The 21,315-nt window shown below is 71.2% G+C and carries 19 protein-coding genes; 11 read left to right on the forward strand and 8 right to left on the reverse strand.

Annotation, left to right across the window (positions count from 1 at the left end; translation table 11 throughout):
* Positions 1–26 precede the first annotated feature (26 nt).
* The 3 genes from ABZ208_RS08840 (at position 27) to sucD (ending at position 3,401) form a co-directional block, all read left to right on the forward strand.
* Complete coding sequence (locus tag ABZ208_RS08840) at positions 27–956, forward strand: hypothetical protein (protein WP_356908817.1); 930 nt, start codon at positions 27–29, stop codon at positions 954–956.
* Between the two features lie 357 nt (positions 957–1,313).
* Positions 1,314–2,495 (forward strand): ADP-forming succinate--CoA ligase subunit beta, encoded by a 1,182-nt coding sequence (gene sucC, locus ABZ208_RS08845; RefSeq protein WP_356908818.1) that lies wholly within the window; start codon positions 1,314–1,316, stop codon positions 2,493–2,495.
* Between the two features lie 21 nt (positions 2,496–2,516).
* Positions 2,517–3,401, forward strand: a complete 885-nt coding sequence (sucD, locus tag ABZ208_RS08850; protein WP_356908819.1) for a succinate--CoA ligase subunit alpha — start codon at positions 2,517–2,519, stop codon at positions 3,399–3,401.
* A gap of 105 nt (positions 3,402–3,506) precedes the next feature.
* On the opposite strand, the gene ABZ208_RS08855 is transcribed toward sucD, so the two are convergent.
* The gene (locus tag ABZ208_RS08855; RefSeq protein WP_356908820.1) at positions 3,507–4,664 is read right to left on the reverse strand and encodes a sigma factor-like helix-turn-helix DNA-binding protein; all 1,158 of its coding nucleotides are present in this window, start codon (positions 4,662–4,664) and stop codon (positions 3,507–3,509) included.
* Positions 4,665–4,780: 116 nt separating this feature from the next.
* Here ABZ208_RS08855 and ABZ208_RS08860 point away from each other — a divergent pair, with 116 nt between their 5' ends.
* Positions 4,781–6,499 (forward strand): DUF6350 family protein, encoded by a 1,719-nt coding sequence (locus tag ABZ208_RS08860; RefSeq protein WP_356908821.1) that lies wholly within the window; start codon positions 4,781–4,783, stop codon positions 6,497–6,499.
* Between the two features lie 313 nt (positions 6,500–6,812).
* On the opposite strand, the gene ABZ208_RS08865 is transcribed toward ABZ208_RS08860, so the two are convergent.
* The gene (locus ABZ208_RS08865) at positions 6,813–7,553 is read right to left on the reverse strand and encodes a hypothetical protein (RefSeq protein ID WP_356908822.1); all 741 of its coding nucleotides are present in this window, start codon (positions 7,551–7,553) and stop codon (positions 6,813–6,815) included.
* Positions 7,554–7,774: 221 nt separating this feature from the next.
* Between ABZ208_RS08865 and purN the strand changes: the two genes are divergently transcribed.
* Both purN and purH read left to right on the forward strand, forming a co-directional pair.
* Positions 7,775–8,410: a phosphoribosylglycinamide formyltransferase gene (purN, locus tag ABZ208_RS08870; protein WP_356908823.1), complete on the forward strand. Its 636-nt coding sequence runs from the start codon at positions 7,775–7,777 to the stop codon at positions 8,408–8,410.
* Positions 8,385–9,968 (forward strand): bifunctional phosphoribosylaminoimidazolecarboxamide formyltransferase/IMP cyclohydrolase, encoded by a 1,584-nt coding sequence (gene purH / locus ABZ208_RS08875; RefSeq protein WP_356908824.1) that lies wholly within the window; start codon positions 8,385–8,387, stop codon positions 9,966–9,968. Before purN ends, purH begins: the two co-directional genes overlap by 26 nt.
* 67 nt (positions 9,969–10,035) lie before the next feature.
* Here the strand turns inward: purH and ABZ208_RS08880 are convergent, their stop codons facing one another.
* The 6 genes from ABZ208_RS08880 to ABZ208_RS08905 form a co-directional block, all read right to left on the reverse strand.
* Positions 10,036–10,515, reverse strand: coding sequence for a hypothetical protein (locus ABZ208_RS08880; RefSeq protein ID WP_356908825.1), 480 nt, complete (start codon positions 10,513–10,515; stop codon positions 10,036–10,038).
* Between the two features lie 76 nt (positions 10,516–10,591).
* A complete protein-coding gene (locus ABZ208_RS08885) occupies positions 10,592–11,497 on the reverse strand; it encodes a hypothetical protein (RefSeq protein ID WP_356908826.1) in 906 nt (301 codons plus the stop codon).
* 126 nt (positions 11,498–11,623) lie between these two features.
* Positions 11,624–12,526, reverse strand: a complete 903-nt coding sequence (locus ABZ208_RS08890) for a peptidoglycan DD-metalloendopeptidase family protein (protein ID WP_356908827.1) — start codon at positions 12,524–12,526, stop codon at positions 11,624–11,626.
* Between the two features lie 79 nt (positions 12,527–12,605).
* Positions 12,606–14,033, reverse strand: a complete 1,428-nt coding sequence (locus tag ABZ208_RS08895) for a protein kinase (protein ID WP_356908828.1) — start codon at positions 14,031–14,033, stop codon at positions 12,606–12,608.
* Positions 14,030–14,776 carry an FHA domain-containing protein gene (locus ABZ208_RS08900; RefSeq protein ID WP_356908829.1) on the reverse strand — a complete coding sequence of 249 codons (747 nt, stop codon included), beginning with the start codon at positions 14,774–14,776 and terminating at the stop codon, positions 14,030–14,032. The genes ABZ208_RS08895 and ABZ208_RS08900 overlap by 4 nt, the downstream gene beginning before the upstream one ends.
* A 144-nt stretch (positions 14,777–14,920) precedes the next feature.
* A complete protein-coding gene (locus ABZ208_RS08905; RefSeq protein WP_356908830.1) occupies positions 14,921–15,451 on the reverse strand; it encodes a hypothetical protein in 531 nt (176 codons plus the stop codon).
* Between the two features lie 232 nt (positions 15,452–15,683).
* Between ABZ208_RS08905 and ABZ208_RS08910 the strand changes: the two genes are divergently transcribed.
* From ABZ208_RS08910 to ABZ208_RS08930, 5 genes are all read left to right on the forward strand, one after another.
* A complete protein-coding gene (locus ABZ208_RS08910; protein WP_328397370.1) occupies positions 15,684–16,553 on the forward strand; it encodes a bifunctional methylenetetrahydrofolate dehydrogenase/methenyltetrahydrofolate cyclohydrolase in 870 nt (289 codons plus the stop codon).
* A 17-nt stretch (positions 16,554–16,570) separates the two neighbouring features.
* Positions 16,571–17,197 (forward strand): DUF3017 domain-containing protein, encoded by a 627-nt coding sequence (locus tag ABZ208_RS08915; RefSeq protein WP_356908831.1) that lies wholly within the window; start codon positions 16,571–16,573, stop codon positions 17,195–17,197.
* A 171-nt stretch (positions 17,198–17,368) separates the two neighbouring features.
* Positions 17,369–18,607 (forward strand): NADP-dependent isocitrate dehydrogenase, encoded by a 1,239-nt coding sequence (locus ABZ208_RS08920; protein WP_356908832.1) that lies wholly within the window; start codon positions 17,369–17,371, stop codon positions 18,605–18,607.
* Positions 18,608–18,854: 247 nt separating this feature from the next.
* A complete protein-coding gene (locus tag ABZ208_RS08925; protein WP_356908833.1) occupies positions 18,855–19,880 on the forward strand; it encodes a DUF2690 domain-containing protein in 1,026 nt (341 codons plus the stop codon).
* A 202-nt stretch (positions 19,881–20,082) separates the two neighbouring features.
* Entirely contained in the window at positions 20,083–21,072 is a 990-nt protein-coding gene (locus tag ABZ208_RS08930) for a malate dehydrogenase (RefSeq protein WP_356908834.1), read from the forward strand.
* The last annotated feature ends 243 nt before the right edge of the window (positions 21,073–21,315 follow it).

The raw sequence follows: 21,315 nt of genomic DNA on the forward strand, positions 1-21,315 counted from the left end.
GACAATTCGAAGGATCTGACGCAAGCATGCACAAGAACATCCGCCGTTCCATAGCCGTCGCCGCCACCGCCACCGGTATGTGGGCCCTCGGGACCGCCGCGGCCAGCGCCGACGAGCTGCCCGTCTCCGTGCCGCTCGCCACGCCCGACCAGGCCGCCGACGTGATCGACGACGTCACGGCCGGTGCCGAGGACGTCAGCACGCAGGTCGCGGACACCGCGGCCGGGGTGCGGGGCCAGATTCCCGACGACCCGCGCCTGGAGGACATCCAGCTCCCGTCCGTCGCCGACGCGCAGCTCCCGTCCGCCGCGGACGTCCAGGTCCCGGTCGTCGAGGACGCGCAGCAGGACGCCCGCGAGGAGATCGACTACCTCTTCGGGCCGCTCTCCGCGTTCGCGCCGGAGCTGCAGCAGGCCCCGGGCTCGGCCGGCGCCGAGGCCCAGCGCCTCGTCGCCGCCTCGGGCCCGATCGCCGACGAGACCGGCCAGGCCGTTCTGCCGCCCGTCGTGGCCACCGCCGTCTCCGGTGTCGTGCCGGTCGCCGGCCAGGCGGTCGGTGACGTCGGTGTCCTCGCGCAGGACGTCGTCTCCGAGGTGACCCCCTTCGCCGGTGGTGTGGTCTCGGAGGTGCAGCCGTTCGCCGGTGGTGTGGTCTCCGAGGTGCAGCCGTTCGCCGGCGGGGTCGTCGGTGCGGTGCACCCGTTGGTCGAGACCGTCGTCGATCACGTCCAGCCGGTCACGTACGGCGTCGGCACCAGCGCCACCGGTCTCGTCCAGGGTGTGAGCGCCGATGTGCAGCCCTTCGCGGGCGGTGTCGTCTCCGACGTGCAGCCGTTCGCCCAGGGGGTCACCGGGGGCGCCACGGGTGACGCCGCCCCGCTCACCGGCAACGCCGTCACGGGCGTGCAGGGCGTGGTCTCCGATGTGACCCCCAGCTACATGCCCTACGGCATCTGAGCACGTACAGTCAGCATCTGAGCAGTCTCCGGGTGACGCCCTCCAGGCGCTGACCGGTCACTGACCAGGCATTACTCCGGCACGGTCGACCGTGCCGGAGGTGTGAGAGGCGGCCTTCGAACCCCAGGAGGCCGCCCCTCCTCGCACCTGATCAGGTCGCGATCTGTGACTGTAATCACCGCTCAGGTGTGACCTGTGATTTAGGGACCCGTGTGCTGCGGGGATAACCTGCCAGGCGGACATGCCGCGCCCACGGACACCGTGTGTGCCTCCCTTGTGACAGTGCCGTCACGTTGCCCTCAGCGGCACGCCCACGCAGACAACGAACCGCGATCAGTAGAAAAGGGACGGACGCGCGTGGACCTGTTCGAGTACCAGGCGAGGGACCTCTTCGCCAAGCACGGTGTACCGGTGCTGGCCGGTGAAGTCATCGACACGCCTGAGGCGGCGCGCGAGGCGACCGAGCGTCTGGGCGGCCGTTCGGTCGTCAAGGCCCAGGTCAAGGTCGGCGGCCGTGGCAAGGCCGGCGGCGTGAAGCTGGCCGCCACTCCGGACGAGGCTGTCGCTCGTGCGGCGGACATCCTCGGCATGGACATCAAGGGCCACACGGTCCACAAGGTGATGATCGCGGAGACCGCTCCGGAGATCGCCGAGGAGTACTACGTCTCGTACCTCCTCGACCGCACCAACCGCACCTTCCTCGCCATGGCGTCCGTCCAGGGCGGCGTGGAGATCGAGGTCGTCGCGGAGGAGAACCCCGAGGCCCTCGCGAAGGTCCCGGTCAACGCCAACGAGGGCGTCACCAAGGAGAAGGCCGCCGAGATCGTCGCCCAGGCGAAGTTCCCGGCCGAGGTCGCCGACCAGGTCGCCGACATCCTCGTCACCCTGTGGAAGACCTTCATCGAGGAGGACGCGCTCCTCGTCGAGGTCAACCCGCTGGCCAAGGTCGCCGACGGCCGCGTCATCGCGCTCGACGGCAAGGTGTCCCTCGACGAGAACGCCGACTTCCGTCAGCCCGGGCACGCGGCTCTCGAGGACAAGGCCGCGGCCAACCCGCTCGAGGCCGCCGCCAAGGCCAAGAACCTCAACTACGTCAAGCTCGACGGCGAGGTCGGCATCATCGGCAACGGTGCGGGTCTGGTCATGTCGACCCTCGACGTCGTCGCCTACGCTGGTGAGAACCACGGTGGCGTCAAGCCGGCCAACTTCCTCGACATCGGTGGCGGCGCCTCCGCACAGGTGATGGCGAACGGCCTGGAGATCATCCTCGGCGACCCGGACGTCAAGTCCGTCTTCGTCAACGTCTTCGGTGGCATCACCGCATGCGACGAGGTCGCCAACGGCATCGTCCAGGCTCTGGCCCTGCTCGCCGACAAGGGCGAAGAGGTCACCAAGCCGCTGGTCGTCCGCCTCGACGGCAACAACGCGGAGCTGGGTCGCAGGATCCTCTCCGACGCCAACCACCCGCTCGTGCAGCGCGTGGACACCATGGACGGCGCGGCCGACAAGGCCGCCGAGCTCGCCGCTGCTGCGAAGTAAGGGAAGAGGGACTGTAGAACCATGGCTATCTTCCTCAACAAGGACAGCAAGGTCATCGTCCAGGGCATGACCGGCGCCACCGGCATGAAGCACACCAAGCTCATGCTGGCCGACGGCACCAACATCGTCGGCGGCGTGAACCCGCGCAAGGCCGGAACGTCCGTCGACTTCGACGGCACCGAGGTACCGGTCTTCGGCTCCGTCGCCGAGGCGATGGAGAAGACGGGCGCCAACGTCTCCGTCCTCTTCGTGCCGCCGGCCTTCGCCAAGGCCGCCGTCGTCGAGGCGATCGACGCCGAGATCCCGCTGGCGGTCGTGATCACCGAGGGCATCGCGGTCCACGACTCCGCCGCCTTCTGGGCGTACGCGACGTCCAAGGGCAACAAGACCCGGATCATCGGCCCGAACTGCCCCGGCCTGATCACCCCCGGTCAGTCCAACGCCGGCATCATCCCGGGCGACATCACCAAGCCCGGCCGCATCGGTCTCGTGTCCAAGTCCGGCACGCTGACCTACCAGATGATGTACGAGCTCCGTGACATCGGCTTCTCCTCCGCCGTCGGCATCGGTGGCGACCCGGTCATCGGCACCACGCACATCGACGCCCTGGCGGCCTTCGAGGCCGACCCGGACACCGACCTGATCGTCATGATCGGTGAGATCGGCGGCGACGCCGAGGAGCGTGCGGCCGACTTCATCAAGGCCAATGTCACCAAGCCGGTCGTCGGCTACGTCGCGGGCTTCACCGCGCCCGAGGGCAAGACCATGGGCCACGCCGGCGCCATCGTCTCCGGCTCCTCCGGCACCGCCCAGGCGAAGAAGGAGGCCCTTGAGGCCGCCGGTGTCAAGGTCGGCAAGACGCCGACCGAGACGGCCAAGTTGGCGCGCGCCGTTCTCGGCAGCTGACCCTGCCTCGGCGGCCGGGCTTCCGGGCTGCTTCTGCACGGCACTGCGGGTGGGCCCGCCCCCGGACGACCGGGGGCGGGCCCACCCGTTTGTGCGCAGCGGCGGTCAGCGGAGCTGGGGGACCAGCCGGTGGGGGCCCTTCGCCGGCTCGGCGTTCAGTCTGTCGCGCAGCGTCCTGTCCTTCTGGCTGAGCAGTTGCGGGCCGGGATGCGGCGCGGGCACGCCCTCGACCCACTGACCCGGCGGGACGGGCCGCTCGTAGTGCCGGGGAGCGGTGACCAGCGTGATCGCCGTCGCGGCCACGATCAGTGAGGTCGCCGCGACCGCGACCCGCGTCCACACCTCTGCCCGTCGCTCGCAGGTCGCCCGTACCGTGTCGGCGGGCGTCATGCGCGGCACGGGTACCGCAGCGGCCAGCGCCCTGAGCTGCTGCTGGAGCAGTTCGGGGTCGCCGAGTTCGGGCAGCCGCCCGGCGACGGCGTCCCGCGCGTGCAGCAGTCGGTTCGCGGCGGCCGGGGTGCTCGCCTCGGTCTCGGCCGCGGTCTCCGGCAGGTCCAGGCCCAGCCCGTCGTAGAGCAGCAGTGTGCGACGGTACGGCGGGGGCAGCTCCTGCAGCGCGTCGAGCAGCGCCGGCCGGTTCCCGGTCTCCTGCGGGCTGTCCGGATGCCGGTGGGCACGGCGCATACGGTGCCAGGGAGACATGGCGTACTCGTAGGCGACGGCCCGGACCCAGCCCACCGGGTCCCGGTCGACGGCGACTTCGGGCCAGCGCTGCCACGCAAGGTGGAAGGCGCGCTCGACCGACTCGCGGGAGAGCTCGGTGCGGCCGGTGAGCAGGTAGGTCTGGCGTACGAGGGCGGGTGCCGCGTGCGCGTACAGGGCGTCGAAGGCCTCGCCCGGGGTCGACGCCGGGGGAAGCGAGGGCAGGGGCGCCGGTGGACGGCGCGGCGCGGGCTGAGGCTTGGGGGGCAGGACACGCGGGCGTGCGGGCGAGCGCTGCCCGGGCCGGATGTCCGGCGGGGGAGCGGGATCGGGCGATGCCGCGGACAGTTCCTCCTCGATGGCGGCGAGGAGCTTCGCGTACAACTCACGTCTGCGGCCCTGCGGGCTGGTGCGGCCGGTCTCCCAGGATTTGATCGTCGTGCGTGTCACGCCGATCGCGGCCGCGACCTGCTCCTCTTTCAGGCCCTTCGCCTCGCGCAGGCGCCGCCGCTCCTTCGGGGGCGGCAGGGGGACCGGGGAGTCGGTGGTGCTCCGTGTCATGAAGGGCTCCCCGCGGCGCTGCACTCGGCAAAAAAGTACATAAACGTATATTGAGCGACACAACGGGTGATCGCTTGTTACGCGGCTCCAGCGCGTGTCGTTGGCAGCATGGCTGCGTGACCCAACTGACCGATCGAAGCCCGTCGATCACGCCGGCCCCGGTCGTCGTCCAGGGAGGCCGGCCGGCCTTCGCCCTGGCGGCGGCCCTCGTACGCGGTGCGACCGCGGCCGGTCTGGGGCTCGGCGCGATCGCCGTTCTCGTCATGGCGATGTGGATCAGCTCGCCGTTCCCCGACCGCGGGCCGGGCAGCGCGCTGCATGTCGTCGCAGGGCTGTGGCTGCTGGCGCACGGTACCGAACTCGTCCGCTCGGACACGCTGTCCGGCACTCCGGCACCGATGGGGCTCGTACCGCTGCTGCTGGTCGCGCTGCCCGCACTGCTCGCGCGCCGGGCCGCGCGCGATGTGCTGGAGCCCGACGGGGGGCGGCCGAGCCCTTCGCCGACGGGCGCGGTGTGTGCCGTGACCGTGGGGTACGTGCTGGCGGCCGCGCCGGTGGCGCTCTACGCGGCCGGCGGCGCGATCGGGCCGGATCCGTCCAGTGCCGCATTCCATGTGCCGCTGGTGGCCGGAGTGGCGGCGGCGTGCGGTGCATGGACGGCGTACGACAGGCCGCTCGGGCCGCTCCCGGACCGACGGCCGGAGCGGCTGCGGCGCCTGCTCGCCCGACCCGATGTGGCCGCCACCCTGCGGTCCGCCGCGGCGGGAGCGCTGGCGCTGCTGGTCGGCGGCGCACTGCTGGTCGCCGCGTCCCTGATGTGGCACGCGCAGGCGGCACAGGACTCGTTCCAGCAGCTCGCGGGGGACTGGCCGGGCCGTCTCGCGCTGTTGCTGCTCGCCCTCGCGCTGGTGCCGAACGCGGCGGCCTGGGGCGCGGCGTACGGCCTCGGCCCCGGCTTCGCCCTCGGCACGGGAGCGACCGTGACACCGCTCGCCCTTACCGGGACACCCGCGCTGCCGGCCTTCCCGCTGCTCGCCGCGGTCCCGGCCGCGGGACCCGGGACACCGCTGCACTGGGCGGCGGTGGCGGTACCGGTGGCCGCGGGCGCCACGGTCGCGCTGTTCACGCTGCGGACCGCGGCGCCACGGCTGGGGCCGCCCGAGACGGCCTGGGGCCTGCGGAACACCGCGCTGAGCGTGCTGCTCGCAGCGGTGGGGTGCGCGGTGCTGACGGCAGTCGTGACGGCCGCCGCGGGCGGCCCGCTCGGCGCGGGCCGGCTGGCGGCGTTCGGCCCGGTGTGGTGGCAGACGGGCCTGGCATCGCTGGCCTGGACGGCAGGTATCGGCGTACCGACGGCGCTGGGCGTGCGGGCGTGGCGGCTGCGCACCCGTACGAAGGACGCGGGCGAGTCGGAGACGCTGCCGACTGCCTCGGCGCCCGGCGCGACGGTCGAGGGTACGGACGAGGACATCATCGACTCGTACGACGTGCTGCCGGCGTTCCCGTGGACCTCGGGCTTCCCCTCGAGCCCGGACACGTCCCACCGGCCGCCGTCCGGCTCGGGTTCGGCGAACGAGGGTGGGGCGCAGCTTGCGGAATCGGACACGCCCGAGGGCGCGGGCGGCCCACGGCCAGGCGCGGAGCCGTCCCGCTCGGAGAAGGCGGACGAGGGCGGCGCCCGGCTCGCGGCCTCGGACACCTCAGGGGCGGCGGATCCGCTCCCCTCCGGGCCGGGTACCGCCTCCGACGAGGCTGCGGATGTGCCTCGGCGGCCTGTGGCCGAGCCGGGGGCCCAGGCGCCCGGGGGTGCCGACGAGGGCGGGCCGGACGCGTAGTCGGCCGGTGGCCCCGCCCGTTCGGCTCCGGCGGGGTCGAAGGGGCCCTCAGGGCCTGGGTTGTGTCTCTCCGGCCGACGCGGCTGCGGATGTGCCTCGGTGGCCTGTGGCCGAGCCGGGGCCCAGGCGCCCGGTGTGCGGCAGCCGGTGCCGAGCGGTCGTGGGGCACCCGGGGCCGGCGTTGTGTCTCTCCGGGCCGGTGGCCTCCTACGCGCCTGCGGCTGCGTGCCCCGGTTCCGGCGCGGGGCGCCGGCGGCCGCTCACCAGGGGCCCGGCGTCGTGTCCCTCCGGTGCCCGGCCGCGCTGAGCAGTGCTACTCCTTGACGCCGATCACGCCGCGCAGCGGCTTCGGGAGCTGGTCGTTGCATGCCAGCTGGCCCGTCTTCGTCAGGGCGTCGTCCACGCACGTGTAGAAGTCGCGGTAGACCAGCTGTGCCGTGAACGACGCCGCCACGATCATCAGCGCGATGCCCGCCATCACCAGGCCGCTCACCGCCGCCGTGACCTGCGATCTGTTCGGCGAGGCCGGGGCTCCGGGAGCCGGTGCAGGTGACGTCACCGCATCCGCCGCCCGCCGCTGCGGCTTCGCACGCAGCGAGCTGATGCTCCAGTACACCGCCAGCGAGCCCAGCAGCAGCGCGATCTCCGGGAAGTCGAAGAGCGCGAAGAAGAACGCCCACATGCCCGACAGCAGCGCATAGCGCGCCCTGCGCTGGGCCGGGTCCGTCGGGTCCCAGCGCATGCCGGGACCGGGCCCGCCGCTCTCGGGGTCGCGTCGGCCGTCCTGCTGGCCGCCGGGGCGGCCACCGAAGCCCCCGCCCGACGAGCGGCCCGGCTGGCGGCTGCTCCACCGGCCGCCCCGGCCCGACCGGTCACCGTCGGAGGACGACGAGTCGGGGGAGTCGGACGTCGAGGGCTCGTCGTTCGCGGGGCGCCGCGGCTGCCAGGGCTGGTCGGGCCTGCCCTCCGGCGGCGGCGCGAAGGGGTTGTTGTCGTCCGTGGACTGGCGCTCCCGCGGCAACAGGAGGTCCGTACGGCGGCGGCGGTCCAGCATCTGGTGAACGTCTTCCCCTCGTCATGCCCGTCGTCCGGCCCGTCCGGTGCGGGCCTGCCCACAGACGCTACCTCCCGGCCACGCCCCCGTCCCGTGGGGGCCGACCTGTGTGCCGGTATCGTTGCTGACGGTCGTCTCGTTCGTAGAGTTCCCCGTATCCGGGGGCACGAGTCGTTTGTACGACCACACAAAGTCGCAGTGCAACACGGAAAGAGTCCCCTGTGGCCGCCCGTCCCGCCCGCCTCGTCGTCCTGGTCTCCGGGTCCGGTACGAACCTGCAAGCCCTCCTCGACGCCATCGCTGTCGGCAAGGACGCGTACGGCGCCGAGATCGTCGCCGTCGGCGCCGACCGGTCCGCCATCGCGGGTCTGGAGCGTGCCGAGCGGGCCGGCCTTCCCACGTTCGTGTGCAGCGTGAAGGACTACGCCACCCGCGAGGAATGGGACGCGGCCCTCGCCGAGGCCACCGCCGCGTACGAGCCGGACCTCGTCGTCTCGGCCGGCTTCATGAAGATCGTGGGCAAGGAGTTCCTCGCCCGGTTCGGCGGGCGGTTCGTCAACACGCATCCCGCCCTGCTGCCCAGCTTTCCCGGTGCCCACGGAGTGCGCGACGCGCTCGCGTACGGCGCGAAGGTCACCGGATGCACCGTCCACTTCGTCGACGACGGCGTCGACACCGGCCCGATCATCGCGCAGGGCGTGGTCGAGGTGCGGGAGACGGACGATGAAGCCGCTCTCCATGAGCGCATCAAGGAAGTCGAGCGACAGCTGCTCGTCGACGTCGTGGGGCGCCTGGCCCGTAACGGCTACAGCATTGAGGGACGAAAGGTTCATGTCGGTGAACACGGACACCGTTAAGCCCATCCGCCGCGCGCTGGTCAGCGTCTACGACAAGACGGGGCTGGAGGAGCTGGCCCGCGGGCTGCACGAGGCGGGCGTCGAGCTCGTGTCGACCGGCTCGACCGCCACGAAGATCGCCGCCGCGGGGGTTCCGGTCACCAAGGTCGAGGAGCTGACCGGCTTCCCCGAGTGCCTGGACGGCCGGGTCAAGACGCTGCACCCGCGCGTGCACGCCGGCATCCTCGCCGACCTGCGGCTCGAGGACCACCAGCGGCAGCTCGCCGAGCTGGGCGTGGAGCCGTTCCAGCTCGTCGTGGTGAACCTGTACCCGTTCAAGGAGACCGTCGCCTCCGGCGCCTCCCCCGACGAGTGCGTCGAGCAGATCGACATCGGCGGCCCGTCCATGGTCCGCGCAGCCGCCAAGAACCACCCTTCGGTCGCGGTCGTCACCAGCCCCGCCCGCTACGGCGACGTGCTCGCCGCGGCCAAGGCCGGCGGCTTCGACCTCGCCGCCCGCAAGCGTCTGGCGGCCGAGGCCTTCCAGCACACCGCCGCGTACGACGTCGCGGTCGCCTCCTGGTTCGCGTCCTCCTACGCCCCGGCCGACGAGTCGGGCTTCCCCGACTTCCTGGGCGCCACCTGGCAGCGCGAGAACGTGCTGCGCTACGGCGAGAACCCGCACCAGCCCGCGGCGCTCTACACCTCCACGGCATCCGGCTCCGCAGCGGGCGGCGGCCTCGCGCAGGCCGAGCAGCTGCACGGCAAGGAGATGTCCTACAACAACTACACGGACACCGACGCCGCGCGCCGGGCCGCGTACGACCACACCGAGCCGTGTGTCGCGATCATCAAGCACGCCAACCCGTGCGGCATCGCGATCGGCGCGGACGTCGCCGAGGCGCACCGCAAGGCGCACGCCTGCGACCCGCTGTCCGCGTTCGGCGGTGTGATCGCCGTCAACCGCCCGGTCTCCAAGGAGATGGCGGAGCAGGTCGCCGAGATCTTCACCGAGGTGATCGTCGCGCCCGGCTACGAGGACGGCGCGGTCGAGATCCTCGCCCGCAAGAAGAACATCCGCGTGCTGCGCGCGGAGGGCGCCCCCGCTGCCGAGGTCGAGCTCAAGCCGATCGACGGCGGCGCGCTGCTCCAGGTCACCGACCGCCTCCAGGCGGACGGCGACGACCCGGCCAACTGGACGCTGGCCACCGGCGCAGCACTGAACGCGGCCGAGCTGGCCGAGCTGTCCTTCGCCTGGAGGGCCTGTCGCGCGGTGAAGTCGAACGCGATCCTGATCGCCAAGGACGGCGCCTCGGTCGGCGTCGGCATGGGTCAGGTCAACCGTGTCGACTCCGCGAAGCTCGCGGTCGAGCGTGCGGGCGAGGAGCGGGCCCGGGGCTCGTACGCCGCGTCCGACGCGTTCTTCCCCTTCCCGGACGGCCTGGAGATCCTGACCGCGGCGGGCGTCAAGGCCGTGGTGCAGCCGGGCGGTTCGGTCCGCGACGAGCAGGTCGTCGAGGCCGCGCAGAAGGCGGGCGTGACGATGTACTTCACGGGTACGCGGCACTTCTTCCACTGATGAACGACGCGTGACGCGTGCGGCCCGCTGGTCAGGAACCGGCGGGCCGCACGCGTTCGGTGCGGGATCAGGTGAGCCAGCTGCCCGCCCCGCAGGCGGAGGCCGTCACCCACTTGTGTGAGCCGATACGGTCGTTCACGACGCCGCCGCCGTTGGTGAAGTAGTTGTCGGTCAGGTTGTCCGCGTACAGCTCGTACGGGGAGAGGCACACGTACCCGAACTGATGCAGGTGCTGTGCCGTCAGGTAGAAGGCGACGACGTCCAGGCCGCCGGTGTAGCCGCTGTTCATGACGGATGACGCCTCGTTGTAGTCGCTGCCCTGGAACGCCCCGGCGCCGTCGCTCCAGTCGGCGTCGTCGCCCGCGTCCACGCCGAGGAGGTAGCCCCGGCAGTCGTTGTGCTGCCAGGCCCGGACGTTCCCGTCACGGCCGGGCCACGCCTGGTCGCAGCCCTCGGCCTGGGCGGCCGCCTGGGCGGACGTGGCAGGGGCGATGGCGCCGAGTGCCGCCAGACCGAGAACCGCGACAGCTGTGCCCAACTTACGCATGATTCACTCCCGTTTGTCTGCCTCGTCGGAGGCGTTCTGATCCACGGCAGGTGGCCGTGGAGATTCGTGGGGAGGGTCAGGCCCGGGGCCCGACGATCCCGATGGCGCGGGTGAGCGCCTTCTGCTGCAGCCGGGCGTGCGTGTCGAGGGCCTTGCCGTATCGGCCGCGCAGCTCGTTCACGTAGTGGGTCTCGCGTTCCGTGCCGATGGACCGAAGTCGGGTTTCGCCGGCGCAGGTGGCGTCGGCGACCGCGAGCTTCCGCTCGGTTTCGAACGCCTCGGCAGGACCGGTCTCCAGTGCCTGACGCAGAGCCGCCTGGCGGGCCGCGCCGGGATCCTTGTAGGGGTGACCGGCCCGCTCCATGCACCGGGCCCAGGCGGCCAGAGCCGCGGAGAACGTCTTGTCGGCCATCAGCCGGGGGACGTAGACCGGCTGGAGGCTCCCGGCCGTCTTCTCGGCGCGGAACCATGTCTCCGGGTCCCCGTACAACTGCCTCTCGGCCTCGGCGACGCAGCCGCCCACCCGCTTGCGGACGGTCCCGCCGCCGGGAAGCTCGGCCGAGATCACCGGTGCGTGCACCCCCTCGTCCAGAGCCTCGTCGTACGCCTTCCGCCGCTCCCCGGGCAGGCTTTGCCGGTAAGCCGCATTGGGGTTCGCCCGCCGTGCGCGCTCCTGCTCGGCCCGGATCCGGCTGCCGTAGCCGTGCTTGCGGGCCCAGGCCACGTCGTCCGACACATAGCCCTGTGTCCGGCTCTCCTCCAGGCTCAGCCGCTCGGCCTCCCAGTACCTGAAGCCCTTCCGGGACATGCATTCCTTGATCAGCCGCTGCTGGGCGTCGGAGATCCTCCACTGCTCGGCGTCGCTGAGCGGCGCGAGCCCGGCGCCGGCCGCGCGCGGCTCGGCGTCCTGTGTGCTGCCGCAGCCGGTCATGGTGACCGCCACCGCCGTCGCGGTGACCAGAGCAGCGATGGTGCGTCGCACGAGCGTCCCCCTCGGTCGTGTGCCGTCCCCCGTGGCGGCTACATGACCACCATCACGGGAGGCGGCCCTCAGCGGTACCTCGTACCTCTGAGGGCCGCCCCGGCGCGGCCGTCCCAGGTCACCCGGTCAGCATTCGCCCCGCCAGGTGACCGAGGCGACCGTTCTGCCGCCGGCGGGGAAGTTCCCGCGCCCCTCCCCTTGGCCGAAGTGCAGGCACTGCCCGCCGCCTTCACCGAAGCCGACCTGGACGTGGTCGTAACCGGGCTGCTCCGTCCCGTTGTTGAAGTACGACCTGCGCAGCCCACAGCCGATGGCGGGCTCGTCGCGGTCCGTGCGGCAGACCGTGCCCGTCCCGTCCGGACCGGAGTAGAAGCAGACGAACCCGGACGGGCAGTCCTGCCAGCCATCGGGTGGTGTGCCGCCCCCGGCGCAGTTGTTGCTCGTCACGCTCGGCCACTCCCGGGCCGCGCCGGAGTACTCGGTCCCGTCGAACCGGACCGGCACCCGGTGGGTCTCGTCGGTGAAGTCGCCGCCGGCCGCCGAATACCGCTGCTCGTAGTGCAGATGCGACCAGGTGGAGTTGCCCGTCGTGCCGATGCGGCCGATCTGTGTGGAGGCGGTGACGGCGTCCCCCTTCCTGACGTAGGCGTCGGGCGCGTCCTTGAGGTGGTAGTACGCCGTGAACCAGCCGTTGCCGTGGTTGATCTGGATGGTGTTTCCGGAGCCTGCGTGGCTGTACGTGGCGGACACCGTGCCGGTCGCGGAGGACAGCACGGGCTTCGCGTCCGAGCCGGTGTTGCCCTCCACCACCAGGTCCAGAGCGGGGTTGTGGCCCCAGGTGTTCAGCTGCCACTTCGTCCCGCACGGGAACGGCATCTGGAACAGCGGCCGTTCGGCGGCCTGAGCCGTGGTGCCGGCTGCCGCGTCGGCGGAGGCGGCAGAGTGGACCGTTGCCCCCAGCGTCAGCGCCGTCGCACAGGCGACCACGACCGCTCGCACACGCCGCCCGAGGCGCTCGGATCGTTTCACATACCGCAGCATCGATTCCCTTTCCGGGGTGCCGAGGCCGGGCTCCGCGCCCGGCCGATGTCGGTTTGCCCCACGATGCCTAAGGGGTGGCGTCGACGGTTACTCGCACCTGCGAGGGTGCCGGCGCATCGCAGCTCTCGACCCATCGGTGCGACTTCGGGCTCACTGCCCCGGTGAGGTTCGTCTTCATCCGGATCGTGATGCAACCCAGGCGTTCCTTCCAGCCGGTCCGCGCGAAGTACACGACATCGACGAGGTGCGCGCCCATGTCGTTGTCGTGCCCGTTGTTGAAGACGGACTTCGGTTGCTCGGCACGTGTCCACGCGCAGCCGAGCGTGCCTGTCAGCCAGTCGTCGTCACCGTCCACCCAGCTGCACATCTCGCCCTTTCCGTCACTCTCGGCGAAGAAGCACACAGTGCCGGCGGCACACCGGTCGTACGCCTCGGGCCCGCCGGCGCCGGCGAGCTGGTCGACACCGAAGCCGAGGGCCGTCAGCGCAGCCACCGCCGCCGTGGCGGCGGCGAGTGGACGGCGCAGCAACTGCGGTGTGCGGCGCCGGCGCAGTGAGGTGCGCAGCCGCGGTCTTCGGGCCGCTGCTGTGCCCGCTGCCGCCGCCTCGACCCGGCGCAGCAGTGACGTCGCGTCGTGCGCCGCGCGTTCGGCGTGCGTACGAGTCAGGCAGTCGGCAACGATGTCATGCCATGGACCTGGGAGTTCGGGCGACAGGCGCAGCTCGTCCGCGCCACGGGCATAGCGAACTGCCGCATCCCGGCGAGCGGTCGGCGTGCCGCCGGGAAGGGGCATCGTGCCCGTGAGTACGACATGGGCCAGCACCCCGAAGGCCCAGATGTCCGCGGTCGGACGGATTCGCATACCGCGCTCGCCGATCTCGGACCAGAGCAGCTCGGGAGGGGTGTAGTCGGGCGTCGAGAAGGCGGGGCAGTAGGCGTGGGTGCCCTCCAGTTCCGCCGCCATGTTGAAGTCGCCGAGCCGGGCCGTGCCGTCGGGCATCAGCAGGACGTTCGCGGGCTTGAGGTCGCCGTGGATCCAGCCCGCCCCGTGCAGTTGGGCCAGTCCCTCGCACACCTGTACGAGCAGTGGCGGCCCCCACTGCGGTCCGGGGCCGTCGGCCAGCAGCGCGTCGAGCGACCCTTCCGCCTCCTCCAGTACGAGGACGGTGGCGCCGTCCAGTTCCGGCCGCATGGGGTCGTCCACCGTCAGCGTCTCGTACATCCGGATCAGCCGCGGGGAGCGCAGTCTGCGCAGCAGGGCGACCTCGCGCTCGGCCAGCTCCTCCAGGTGGCGCAGCTGGCGCGGGGTGCGCGTTCCGGTCGGCAGGAACTTCAGCGCGGCGCGTTCCACCAGCCCGGGTGCCGCGGCAGTGCGCCGGGCGGCGTACACGCTCCCGAAGGCACCGGCCCCCAGGGGCTCGCCCACGGTCCAGAGGCCGACCCGGTAGCCCTTCGGGACCGGGACCGAGTACGGGCTCTGCGTCGGCCTGGTCATCGCGCCTCACCGCTCCCGGCGCCGAGGGCGAGCAGATCGGACTCGCGTACGAGGTCGAACCGGAGCGCCAGGGAGACGAGCGACTCCTTCTTGCCGTTCAGACGCGGTCCGGGATCGGCCGTGTCAGGACCGGGCTTGAGGCGCAGCTTCACTGCCAGGTAGTCGATGTTCCACTGCACGGCGGCACGATTGGCCCCCGGCCACAGGGGCCGCAGCCGTTCGGCGGTCTGCTCGACGGTGGGCAGCGGAGCATGCGGCGCGCCGCGCAGCCGGGGCTCGCACAACGCCGTCAGCACCAGGAAATAGCGCTTGGAGCGGTCGAGCGCAAAGGCGGTCGCGGTCGGCTCGCCGCCCGGTGAGGGCCGGGTCTCGTCGGCGTATTCGTGGCGTGGCGCCCAGACGTCGAAGCCGAGCAGTTCCCCGCCCGCCGGCAGGACGACCCGGCTGAACTCGAACGGAATGGGTGCGCCGAGCCGGCCTGGTGCGATCTTGATGTGCTCCCCGGCGCCTTCGGGATTCTCCACGACGTAGGTCCGGTCGCTGCTGAGATTGCTGAGCGTCCAGTGCGTCCCGGAGGCGCTCAGGGTGCCCGCCCGTCGCGACACCCCGTGGTGCGGCAGCGTGAGATGGCGGCTCCCGCCGGGTGGTGCGATACGGCCGAAGGGGAGAGTTTCCCCCGGTGCCAGGCGTAACTGGTCGGTGGAGTCCGCTGCGTGCGCGGGCACCACGATGATGCTGTACATCGTGCGATTCCTTCCCCGAGGTCTTTCGGGATCAGCGTAGGAACCGCTGCTGAACGTCCGCAGAACAATCGCGTTTAACGGCCGAAGGCCGTGACACCCGCCGGAGCGGCGGGTGTCACGGCCTTCGTGCGGAGCCGGAAGCGGTCAGGCGCGCTGGCGCTGGAACCAGGCGGCGCCGTCGGACTTGGCGACGAACACCACGATCAGGATCGCGAGCACCAGGTGCACCAGGCTCAGCGGGAACCACGGGTACAGGCTGAAGACGATCATCAGCGAGGCGAAGACGATGATGCCGATACGGGCACCGTTGCCGCCCTTGCCGCACTGGATCGCGGCCCAGATCGAGCCGACGAGGAAGATCACGGCGAGCGCGATCAGCGCGTACAGCACGCCGGACGAGAACTTGGTGATGGCGTCGAAGCCCTCTTCGCCCTTGAGTGTCGGGTCGTCCTTGATCTTCTCGACGGCGGCGACGCCGAGTCCGAGGAGGGCCAGACCGATGACCTGCAGGCCGCTGATGACCCAGAGCATCACGCGGGCCGCCTTGACGCCGCCCGGCATCTCGGTCGGGCCGACCGGGTACCCGCCGCCGTACGGCGGGGCCTGGGGGTAGCCGTAACCGGGCTGCTGGCCCTGCTGCTGGCCGTAAGGGTTGTTCGGGTCGCCGAAGCTCATGGCGGGATTCCTCCGTTGGAAATGCGGGGACGACGCGGTCCGAGCGGAGGAAGTGCACGACACTCTTGCGTTTTGCCCCCCGGCACTGCCCGCGGCACTGCGCGGATCATCGTCGTATTGTTGTCGCTTTTTTGTCCAGTCGGTATCCGAAGGTGTTGTGCAAGTGCAACCTCGGCGCTACGCCGGTGGACAGGATTGGAACCGGGACGGGTCCATCCGCGAGGATGGGAGCATGACTGCCCAGATTCTCGACGGCAAGGCCACCGCAGCCGCGATCAAGTCCGATCTGACCGCCCGCGTGGCGGCCCTCAAGGAGCGGGGTGTCACCCCAGGCCTCGGCACCCTTCTCGTCGGTGACGACCCGGGAAGCCGGTGGTACGTCGCGGGCAAGCACCGTGACTGCGCCGAGGTCGGCATCGCCTCGATCCAGCGCGAGCTGCCCGCGACCGCCACGCAGGAGGAGATCGAGGCGGTCGTACGGGAGCTCAACGACGACCCCGAGTGCACCGGGTACATCGTCCAACTCCCGCTTCCCAAGGGCATCGACGCAAACCGTGTACTCGAGCTCATGGACCCGGCGAAGGACGCCGACGGCCTGCACCCGATGAGCCTCGGCCGGCTGGTGCTCGGCATCGCCGGGCCGCTGCCCTGTACCCCGTACGGCATCATCCAGCTCCTGCGCCACCACGGCGTGGAGATCAACGGCGCGAACGTGGTGGTCGTCGGCCGCGGCGTGACCATCGGGCGGCCGATGCCGCTGGTGCTGACCCGCAAGTCCGAGAACGCGACCGTGACCCAGTGCCACACGGGTACGCGCGATCTGTCCGCGCACCTGAGGCAGGCCGACATCGTCGTCGCCGCGGCCGGGGTGCCGCACCTGATCAAGCCCGAGGACATCAAGCCGGGCGCGGCCGTGCTCGACGTCGGCGTCAGCCGGGACGAGAACGGCAAGATCGTCGGCGATGTCCACCCGGGTGTCACCGAGGTGGCCGGCTGGGTCGCCCCCAACCCGGGCGGTGTCGGTCCGATGACCCGTGCCCAGCTGCTGGTGAACGTCGTCGAGGCGGCCGAGCGAGCCGTGTCCTCCGCCACCACGGGCTGACCGGGAGAGGCTGAACGATGGGCGTGCGCACGAACGGCGGGGCAGGACCTGAGGCAGCCGGGGCGGCCGAACCGGAGGCGACCGGTGCCGCCGAGGCCGCCGCGGGTCGTGAGCCGGAGGCCGTGGCACCGGAAGGTCCTGCGGCCTCGACGGGGTCCGAGGGCAGCGAGGCCGGGACCGGGCCGGAGGCCGCGTCCGGCGACGGTGCCCCCGCTCCGGGCCCGGACGCCCCCGGCTCCGCCAAGAAGGGGTCACGGCGCCCGCCCGCGGTGACCCGCGACACCGCGCGGCCCGAGGGCGGCGGCAGGGCCGCCCCCGGCGACGCGCCCGCGCCCGCGCGGCAGTGGCCGCTGCTCACCGTGCTCGTGCTGACCGGGCTCGGCCTGCTGATCGTCGGCGTGGACGCCTTCGCGGACGCCTTCCGGGTGGGCACGATCCTGATCGGCGTGGCCTTGATCACCGGAGCCGTACTGCGCCGCGTGCTGCCCTCGGTCGGCATGCTCGCGGTGCGTTCCCGCTTCACGGACATGATCACGTACGGCCTGCTGGGCACGGTGATCGTGCTTCTCGCCCTGGTGACCCAGCCCGCGCCGTGGCTGGACGTGCCGTTCCTCGAGGACGTCGTCCACTTCACCGTGCGGTAGGGCCTGATCCGAACCACAGACCCTGGCCGCGCCTGAACGGGCTGGTTGGCCCTCCGGCGACTCGACCGTGAGTATCTTGATGGCGAGATACGGCGAAATATCCCGATGAGTCCGAGATTGCCGGCATCGCCGACCCAGCCGTGGCGCGAGCGCGAGAGGGATGTTCCACTCATGGCCAAGATCAAGGTAGCCAACCCCGTCGTCGAGCTCGACGGCGACGAGATGACCCGCATCATCTGGCAGTTCATCAAGGACAAGTTGATCCTGCCGTACCTCGACGTCGAGCTGAAGTACTTCGATCTGGGCATCGAGCACAGGGATGCCACCAGCGACCAGGTGACCGTCGACGCCGCCAAAGCCATCAAGCAGTACGGCGTCGGCGTCAAATGCGCCACGATCACGCCGGACGAGGCGCGGGTCGAGGAGTTCAAGCTCAAGGCGATGTACCGCTCGCCCAACGGCACGATCCGCAACATCCTCGGTGGCGTGATCTTCCGCGAGCCGATCATCATGGACAACGTGCCGCGGCTCGTGCCCGGCTGGACCAGGCCGATCGTCGTCGGCCGTCACGCCTTCGGCGACCAGTACCGTGCCACCGACCTCAAGATCCCCGGCCCGGGCACCCTGACCATGACCTTCACCCCGAAGGACGGATCCGAGCCGATCGAGGTCGAGGTCCACGAGTTTCCCGGCTCCGGTGTCGCGCTCGGCATGTACAACCACGACGCGTCGATCCGGGACTTCGCGCGGGCCTCGTTCCGCTACGGCCTGGCCCGTGAGTTCCCCGTCTATCTCTCGACCAAGAACACGATCCTGAAAAAGTACGACGGGCGCTTCAAGGAACTCTTCCAGGAGGTCTACGACGCCGAGTTCAAGGCGGAGTTCGACAGGGCCGGTCTGACCTACGAGCATCGCCTGATCGACGACATGGTGGCGGCGGCGCTCAAGTGGGAGGGCGGCTACGTCTGGGCCTGCAAGAACTACGACGGCGACGTCCAGTCGGACGTCGTCGCGCAGGGCTTCGGCTCGCTCGGCCTGATGACCTCGGTCCTGATGTCCCCCGACGGCAGGACGGTGGAGGCCGAGGCCGCGCACGGCACGGTCACCCGCCACTACCGGCAGCACCAGCAGGGCAGGGTGACCTCGACCAACCCGATCGCCTCGATCTTCGCCTGGACCCGGGGCCTCGCCCACCGCGGCAAGCTGGACGGAACCCCGGAGGTGACCCGTTTCGCCGAGACGCTGGAGCAGGTCTGCGTGGAGACCGTCGAGGCGGGCCGGATGACCAAGGACCTGGCGGTGCTGATCTCCAAGGACCAGCCGTGGCTGACCACGGAGCAGTTCCTGGAGGTGCTCGACGCCAACCTGCGGAAGAGGATGGCCAGGGACTTGGCCTCCGCCTTCGCCTGACCGCTGGGTAGGCCCCGACGGCGGCGCCCATCCTCTCCCCCGAGTCAGGACGGGCGCCGTCGTGATTCAAGGGTCATGGACGCGCCAAGCCCGTTCAAGGTCCGACTGTGGCCTGTGGCACGGAAGTGACCGTTCCGCCACGGTGTGATCGTTGGGCAACGGATGCGAGACTGGTCCCGCATCCGGGACGCGTGCGAGCACCGGGGGGTATATAAAGCACCATCGGGGGACAAGGGGGAAGCGCGAAATGCCTCGTTGGAAGGAATTGCCTGCGGGACTGGATCCGGAGGTCCGCGAGTTCACAGGTCAGTTGCGCGGGGTCGTCGACCGCAGCGGACTGAGCATCGCCGCGATCTCCGACCGCACCGGCTACAGCAAGACGTCCTGGGAGCGGTATCTCAACGGACGGCTGCTCGCGCCCAAGCGCGCGATCGTCGCGCTCGCCGAGGTCACCGGCATCGACACCGGCCACATCACCACCATGTGGGAGCTCGCGGAGCGCGCCTGGAGCCGCTCCGAGATGCGCCACGACATGACGATGGAAGCGATACGGATATCCCAGGCGCGCGCCGCTCTCGGCGAGTTCGGGCCCGGCGCCGAGGGCGCTGCGGCGTCCGGTTCCCGCGCCTCCCGCTCCGGTGCGGCCGGTGAGCGCGGCGGCCGGGCGGCGTTCGTGCCGCCGCAGGGCGGGGCTCCCGGACATCAGGCCACGCCGACCGCCTCCGGCGGCCGGGGCGCGGCCTCCGCCCGCCGGGGCGGCAAGGGGCCGGGAAAGAGCAAGGGCTTCATGTTCGCGGCCGCCCTCGTCGGCGCGCTGCTGGTCGTTGCCGGGGCCGTGTACGTGGCCGATCTCGGCGGAGACGGGGACGAGCCCGGCCGGCAGGCCGTCGAGTCCCCGACGCCCACCCCCGTCACCAGCGGCCCGGAGCTGCCGGCCGGGGTGAAGTGCAGCGGCGCGGACTGTGCGGGCGAGGATCCGGAACTGATGGGCTGCGGCGGCGAGTTGGCGAAGACCGTCGCCACCACGACGGTCGGCAAGGCCGTCGTCGAGGTTCGTTACAGCAAGACGTGCGGGGCGGCCTGGGCCCGTATCACCAAGGCGGCCGTCGGCGACACGGTCCAGATCACCGTGGCAGGCAAGGGTGAGCAGAACGGGCTGGTGAACGCGGACCTGGACGCGTACACGCCGATGGCGGCAGCACCCGACCCGGCCGACGCCAAGGCATGCGCCACGCTCAAGGCGGGCACGACCGGCTGTACGACGGGGCAGTGACGCGGGCAGGCGCGCCTGAGGGTGGCGCCTGCCGCCGGCGCCTGTGGGTGAGCCGCGCCACAAGGGGGCGGGGATTGCCGGGTGCCCGGGTCGGATAGCCTGACGGCTGGAATTCTCTTCACGTCAAGATTCACACACGTGGACGAGACGTCCCGCACGAGGGGCAGTGTTGCCCACCGCCAGCTGTCTTACGGAGATCGCCATGACCCGCACTCCCGTCAACGTCACCGTGACCGGCGCGGCCGGCCAGATCGGCTACGCGCTGCTCTTCCGCATCGCCTCCGGCCACCTGCTCGGCGCGGATGTGCCGGTCAAGCTGCGCCTGCTCGAGATCCCGCAGGGCCTCAAGGCCGCCGAGGGCACCGCCATGGAGCTCGAGGACTGCGCCTTCCCGCTGCTGCGGGGCATCGACATCACCGACGACCCGAACGTCGGCTTCGCCGGCGCCAACGTGGCGCTCCTGGTCGGTGCCCGCCCCCGTACCAAGGGCATGGAGCGTGGCGACCTGCTCTCCGCGAACGGTGGCATCTTCAAGCCGCAGGGCAAGGCCATCAACGACAACGCCGCGGACGACATCAAGGTGCTCGTCGTGGGCAACCCGGCCAACACCAACGCGCTCATCGCGCAGGCCGCGGCCCCGGACGTACCGGCCGAGCGCTTCACCGCGATGACCCGCCTCGACCACAACCGCGCGATCTCGCAGCTGGCCGCCAGGACCGGCGCCGCCGTCTCCGACATCAAGCGCCTGACGATCTGGGGCAACCACTCGGCGACCCAGTACCCGGACATCTTCCACGCGACGGTGGCCGACAAGAACGCCGCCGAGGTCGTGAACGACGAGAAGTGGCTGGCCGAGGAGTTCATCCCGACCGTCGCCAAGCGCGGCGCCGCGATCATCGAGGCCCGTGGTGCGTCCTCGGCCGCCTCGGCCGCGAACGCAGCGATCGACCACGTCCACACCTGGGTCAACGGCACTGCCGACGGCGACTGGACCTCGATGGGTATCCCGTCGGACGGCTCCTACGGCGTCCCTGAGGGCCTGATCTCGTCCTTCCCGGTCACCTGCAAGGACGGCAAGTACGAGATCGTCCAGGGCCTGGACATCAACGAGTTCTCGCGCACGCGCATCGACGCGTCGGTCGCGGAGCTCGAGGAGGAGCGCGCGGCGGTCCGCGAGCTCGGCCTCATCTGAGTCTCCCCGGACAGAGTCCGGAACGCCCCGGCAGCACCCGCTGCCGGGGCGTTCCCGTTCGGGGGACGCCAGGCCATCAGCCGGTGCCTGCTGTTGCGCCGCGGCACCACTTTCCAGCGCACCAAGACCTGGAAGGGCCACCGCACCATGAGCTGGAGGCCTCCAGCAACACGCGGGCGAATTCGCGGGAGCGGGTGGACATCGGCCGGTGGCCCGAGTCGAAGTCCCGCCCGTCAAGGAGAC

Origin of the sequence: Streptomyces sp. NPDC006208 (genome assembly GCF_040613775.1) — a bacterium.
Lineage (GTDB): Bacteria > Actinomycetota > Actinomycetes > Streptomycetales > Streptomycetaceae > Streptomyces.

What these genes read in the sequence shown, in the direction of transcription:
- ABZ208_RS08840 (WP_356908817.1), top strand. Translation starts at nt 27, where the DNA reads ATGCACAAGAACATCCGCCGTTCCATAGCCGTCGCCGCCACCGCCACC.
- sucD (WP_356908819.1), top strand. Translation starts at nt 2,517, where the DNA reads ATGGCTATCTTCCTCAACAAGGACAGCAAGGTCATCGTCCAGGGCATG.
- ABZ208_RS08855 (WP_356908820.1), bottom strand. Translation starts at nt 4,664, where the DNA reads ATGACACGGAGCACCACCGACTCCCCGGTCCCCCTGCCGCCCCCGAAG.
- ABZ208_RS08865 (WP_356908822.1), bottom strand. Translation starts at nt 7,553, where the DNA reads ATGCTGGACCGCCGCCGCCGTACGGACCTCCTGTTGCCGCGGGAGCGC.
- purH (WP_356908824.1), top strand. Translation starts at nt 8,385, where the DNA reads ATGTCGGTGAACACGGACACCGTTAAGCCCATCCGCCGCGCGCTGGTC.
- ABZ208_RS08880 (WP_356908825.1), bottom strand. Translation starts at nt 10,515, where the DNA reads ATGCGTAAGTTGGGCACAGCTGTCGCGGTTCTCGGTCTGGCGGCACTC.
- ABZ208_RS08895 (WP_356908828.1), bottom strand. Translation starts at nt 14,033, where the DNA reads ATGACCAGGCCGACGCAGAGCCCGTACTCGGTCCCGGTCCCGAAGGGC.
- ABZ208_RS08900 (WP_356908829.1), bottom strand. Translation starts at nt 14,776, where the DNA reads ATGTACAGCATCATCGTGGTGCCCGCGCACGCAGCGGACTCCACCGAC.
- ABZ208_RS08905 (WP_356908830.1), bottom strand. Translation starts at nt 15,451, where the DNA reads ATGAGCTTCGGCGACCCGAACAACCCTTACGGCCAGCAGCAGGGCCAG.
- ABZ208_RS08910 (WP_328397370.1), top strand. Translation starts at nt 15,684, where the DNA reads ATGACTGCCCAGATTCTCGACGGCAAGGCCACCGCAGCCGCGATCAAG.
- ABZ208_RS08915 (WP_356908831.1), top strand. Translation starts at nt 16,571, where the DNA reads ATGGGCGTGCGCACGAACGGCGGGGCAGGACCTGAGGCAGCCGGGGCG.
- ABZ208_RS08920 (WP_356908832.1), top strand. Translation starts at nt 17,369, where the DNA reads ATGGCCAAGATCAAGGTAGCCAACCCCGTCGTCGAGCTCGACGGCGAC.
- ABZ208_RS08925 (WP_356908833.1), top strand. Translation starts at nt 18,855, where the DNA reads ATGCCTCGTTGGAAGGAATTGCCTGCGGGACTGGATCCGGAGGTCCGC.
- ABZ208_RS08930 (WP_356908834.1), top strand. Translation starts at nt 20,083, where the DNA reads ATGACCCGCACTCCCGTCAACGTCACCGTGACCGGCGCGGCCGGCCAG.